Raw genomic sequence first — 4042 nt, 5'->3', positions numbered from 1 at the left:
GCGGCGGCGGCGGCGCCGGCTGCGGCTTGGGCATGGGCGGTTCCGGCCGGGGCGGGACCGGCTCGGGCGGGGCGGCTCGCGGCGCCGCCACCTGCGGCGTCGCCGACCACAGCTCGGCGATCACACCGGCCGGTTCGCTGGCGCGCCAGTTCACGCTCCAGGCCAGCGCCAGGATGAGCAGGCCGTGGGCGATCAGGGCGAGCACCAGCCCCGGCCCCATGCCCCTCGGCGGCCGCGGCGCGAACAGGTCGCGCTCCATCGCGGCCGTGTTCATCGGCGCCCTCCGTTCATGGCGCGGCGCCGCTCTTCACCGAGAGGCCGACGCGCTGGATGCCGGCGCGCTGCAGCACGTCCATCGCCTTGACGACGCTCTCGTACTTGACGTTGCGGTCGGCAGCGATGACCACCGGCGTCGCCGCGTCGCCGGCCTGCGCCGTGGCCACCTGCGCGGCGAGGTTGGCGAGCGTGGCCCGAGCGATCTCCTTGCCGTCGACGCGCAGGCGCAGGGCCTCGTCGGTGCCGATCTGCAGCTCGACGAAGCGGGTGGGCGGCTTGCCGGACTTGCCGACGCTGGGCAGGTCGACCGTGCCGGTGGTGATGAGCGGGGCCGTGACCATGAAGATGATCAGCAGGACCAGCATCACATCGATGAACGGGACCATGTTGATCTCGTTGATGGTGCGGCGGCGCTGGCCGCGCATGCTCACCGCGGGCATGTCGTTCTCACTTGGGCAGAGCGCCGGCGTTGCGCTGCAGGATGTTCGAGAACTCCTCGATGAAGCTCTCGAGCTGGATGGCGATGCGGTCGATGTCGCGGGCGAATCGGTTGTAGGCGATCACCGCCGGGATCGCGGCGAACAAGCCGATCGCCGTCGCGACGAGCGCCTCGGCGATGCCCGGTGCGACGGTCGCGAGCGTCACCTGCGTCATGTTCGACAGGCCGATGAAGGCATGCATGATCCCCCACACCGTGCCGAACAGGCCGACGTAGGGCGAGACCGATCCGACCGAGGCGAGGAACGACAGGTTCGACTCGATCGTGTCGAGCTCGCGCTGGAAGCTGGCGCGCATGGCCCGCCGTGCGCCCTCGAGCAGGGCGCCCGTGTCGACGACGCGCTTCTCGCGCAGCTTGAAGTACTCACGCATGCCTGAGGCGCAGATCCGCTCCATCGGCGAGCTGGCGGCCGGCGTGCTTGCGTCGGCGTAGAGGTCGTTGAGGTTGCGGCCGGCCCAGAACTCGCGTTCGAACTCGTCGTTGGCGGCGCGGATGCCGCGCAAGCCGAACAGCTTGCCGAAGATCACGGTCCAGCTCGCCAGCGAGGCGAGGAGGAGGCCTGCCATCACCACCTGCACGACGATGCTCGCCTGCATGACGAGCGAGAAGATCGAGAGGTCCTGGTTCATCGAGGGGGCATGGGCTCAGCGAGCGAAAGTCGGATGTCGTTGGGAATGCGGCACGGCCGGAAGGTTCCGAGCTCGACGCAGCCGATCCGGATCGACCCGGACGCGAGCAGGCGATCGGCTCGCCAGGCTTCCTGGGCGATCTGCAGGCTGGCCTGGCCGAGATGCCCGATCGAGACGGTCACGTCGAGCAGGTCGTCGAGCCGCGCCGGAAGGATGCAGCGCAGCGAAGTATCGGTCACCACGAAGGCGATGCCGGCCCCGGCGCGCAGCCGTTCCTGCTCGAAGCCGCGGCTGCGCAGCCATTCGGTGCGGGCGCGCTCGAAGAACTTCAGGTAGTTGGCGTAGAAGACGATGCCCGCGGCATCGGTGTCTTCCCAGTACACGCGGATCGGCTGGCGATGGACGACCTCGGCGCTCTTCATCGGCGGCGCGCCTGCCGCCGACGCTCTTCAGCGCGGTGCGAGACGCCTGTACACGGGGCCCCAGACCGGGTGTCCAGCCTCGGCAGCATCGAGTGCGAACGCAGGGTCGGCCGCCTGCGCCCGGCGGAACTCGGCCTCGCACTCGACCAGGCGGGCCGCGGCGCAGTGGATGAAGGCCAGGCGCTTGTGCGCTTCGGCGCGGTCCTTCGGTGCGGCCAGGCCGGCCGCGAGGGCATTTCTGAACTGTCGTTCCGCTGATTCGTACTGCGCGTCGTCATAGGCCTTCAGCCCCGCCATGAGCGCTCTTTCGGCAGGCCGCGCGCTCAGGTCGACGACGCCGACCGGCGCCGGCGGCCCCAGCGTGCAGGCCGAGAGAAGCCAGGCCGCCGATGCTAGCGCGGCGAGCGCAAGACCCTTCACAGGCCGAACTTGTGGCGCAGGGACGTGGTCTGGCCCGCCGCGACGTTCACCGAGGCGACGAACGGGGCGAAGTCGCCGTTGCGGACGACGATCTGGTGCCGGCCCTCGGGCAGCGTCAGCTCGGTCAGCGGCGGCGCCGCGCCGGCAGGCGAACCATCGACCTCGACATGGCCCCAGGGGCTGATCGCCATTCGGACGGTGCCGGTCGGCGGGGCCGCCGGCAAGGGCGTGGCACCGAGCCTGGCCTCGACCGTGCGCAGCTCGCGCGGCCGGCCTTCGCGTGCCCGTGCGTCCCTGGGCGACTCGCGAGCGGCCGGCGGCATCGGCGCCGCAGCGAGCGCCGTCGGCGCGGTGAACGGCGCGCCGGAAAGGGGCGTTGCTGCGGCGGTCTCGCCGGGTGCCGGCAGCGGCCGGAGCGTGAGCAGGCCCAGGCTCACCGAGAGGATGGCCTCCTGGCTCTGCAGCGACTCGGCATCGGTCCGGGCAGCGGGCGCTGCCGCCTTCTCGGCCGGCGCTGGCGCGGCGGGCGGCACCGAAGCGGCTGCGGCGGCGAGCAGCGGTGCCGGCTCCGGCACGACGGCGGAGCGCAGCGGCGCAACCGTGGCTGCAGCGGCGGCAACGCCCGCGGCGGCGGGTGCCTGGCCTTGCGCCTGCCACCAGAAGAGGGTCGTGGCCGCGCAGGCGAGCGCGAGCGCCGTGACCACGGTGCCGGCCCGGAGCAGGGATTGGCGGCCCGACGGCACCGCTGCCCGGGGCGGGGCCACGCTCTCGCCCTCGGCGTTCACCGGGTTGGCATCGAGCCAGGCGCGCAGCTCGCGCGCGAAGGAGCGGGCCGAGCGGAAACGCTGGCCCGGGTCCTTGGCCAGGGCCCGGGCGGCGATCAGCGCCAGCGCCTTCGGCACGTGGGGGTCGACCTTGCTCGCCAGGGGCGGCTCGTGGGTGAGCACCGCGTCGCGGATCTGCTTCAGCGATTCGCCGCGGAAGGGCTTGGCGTCCGTGAGCAGCTCGTAAAGGACGACGCCGAGCGAGAAGACGTCGGCCCGGCGGTCGGCCGCCTCGCCACGAAACTGCTCGGGTGCCATGTAGTAAGGCGAACCGGCGCCCGAGTGCGGATCCGTGTCGTTCTTGTGGTGGGCGATGCGGGCGATGCCGAAATCGAGCACGCGCGGCTGCGTCCGCCCCACCATGAAGATGTTCGCCGGCTTGATGTCGCGGTGGATGACGCCCTTCGAGTGCGCGAAGGCGAGGGCATCGGCGACGCGGCGGACGATGAGGGCGGCCTGGGCCGGCGTCGCCCGCCAGCCTTCCTGGCGCAGCTGGCGCAGGTCGCGTCCGTTCAGCATCTCCATCGCGATGTAGGCGCGCTTGTCGCTGATGCCGGCGTCGAAGACGGTGACGATGTGCGGGTGGCTCAGACCGCCGGCAGCGCGCGCTTCGTTGATGAAGAGGGCGTTGAAGGACTCGCGCTCCGATTCGGGCACCTCGACGTTCAGCGTCTTGACGGCGATCAGGCGCGACAGCAGCGGGTCGTGCGCCGCGAAGACGGTGCCGAGCCCGCCTTCGCCGAGCTGGTACTTGAGCGCGTAGCGGCCGATGTGGCCGATCGTCGGCAGCTGCGTCGCCGGCGCCGACACGAGACCGGCGAAGCCGGAGACGCCCGTGGCCACGGGCGGGTCGGAATCGCCCCACAGGGCGACGCCGGGCAGGCTCGGCGGCGGCCCCGGTTCGGTGTCGCCCGTGGCCGAAGGCGTCGGGATCGAACTGCTCACGGACGCAGCTTAAGTGACGGGGCCGAT

General features: G+C 71.8%; 5 protein-coding genes and 1 pseudogene. All 6 read right to left on the bottom strand.

The annotated features are described in order from the left end of the window. Positions 1 to 274: pseudogene (locus tag AC30N0_RS11800) on the bottom strand (cell envelope integrity protein TolA); the annotation flags it as partial. Between the two features lie 13 nt (positions 275 to 287). Beyond that, complete coding sequence (locus AC30N0_RS11795) at positions 288 to 716, bottom strand: ExbD/TolR family protein (RefSeq protein WP_489518106.1); 429 nt, start codon at positions 714 to 716, stop codon at positions 288 to 290. 7 nt (positions 717 to 723) lie between these two features. Beyond that, complete coding sequence (gene tolQ, locus AC30N0_RS11790) at positions 724 to 1404, bottom strand: protein TolQ (protein WP_489518105.1); 681 nt, start codon at positions 1402 to 1404, stop codon at positions 724 to 726. Next, positions 1401 to 1826 (bottom strand): tol-pal system-associated acyl-CoA thioesterase, encoded by a 426-nt coding sequence (gene ybgC, locus AC30N0_RS11785; RefSeq protein WP_489518104.1) that lies wholly within the window; start codon positions 1824 to 1826, stop codon positions 1401 to 1403. The genes tolQ and ybgC overlap by 4 nt, the downstream gene beginning before the upstream one ends. A 27-nt stretch (positions 1827 to 1853) precedes the next feature. Further along, on the bottom strand, positions 1854 to 2246 hold the full coding sequence (locus AC30N0_RS11780) for a TssQ family T6SS-associated lipoprotein (RefSeq protein WP_489518103.1): 393 nt from the start codon (positions 2244 to 2246) through the stop codon (positions 1854 to 1856). Continuing rightward, entirely contained in the window at positions 2243 to 4015 is a 1773-nt protein-coding gene (locus tag AC30N0_RS11775) for a serine/threonine-protein kinase (protein WP_489518102.1), read from the bottom strand. Before AC30N0_RS11775 ends, AC30N0_RS11780 begins: the two co-directional genes overlap by 4 nt. Positions 4016 to 4042: the final 27 nt, after the last annotated feature.

The sequence above is a fragment of the Rhizobacter sp. genome, assembly GCF_031412495.1.
Classification (GTDB): Bacteria; Pseudomonadota; Gammaproteobacteria; order Burkholderiales; family Burkholderiaceae_C; genus Schlegelella_A.
The sequence above is the reverse complement of the archived record's forward strand: the minus strand, read 5'-3'. Positions and strand labels throughout refer to the sequence as shown.

Bases quoted from the DNA above. Each gene is read 5' to 3' on its own strand.
- AC30N0_RS11795 (WP_489518106.1), bottom strand. From the start codon at position 716: ATGCCCGCGGTGAGCATGCGCGGCCAGCGCCGCCGCACCATCAACGAG.
- tolQ (WP_489518105.1), bottom strand. From the start codon at position 1,404: ATGAACCAGGACCTCTCGATCTTCTCGCTCGTCATGCAGGCGAGCATC.
- ybgC (WP_489518104.1), bottom strand. From the start codon at position 1,826: ATGAAGAGCGCCGAGGTCGTCCATCGCCAGCCGATCCGCGTGTACTGG.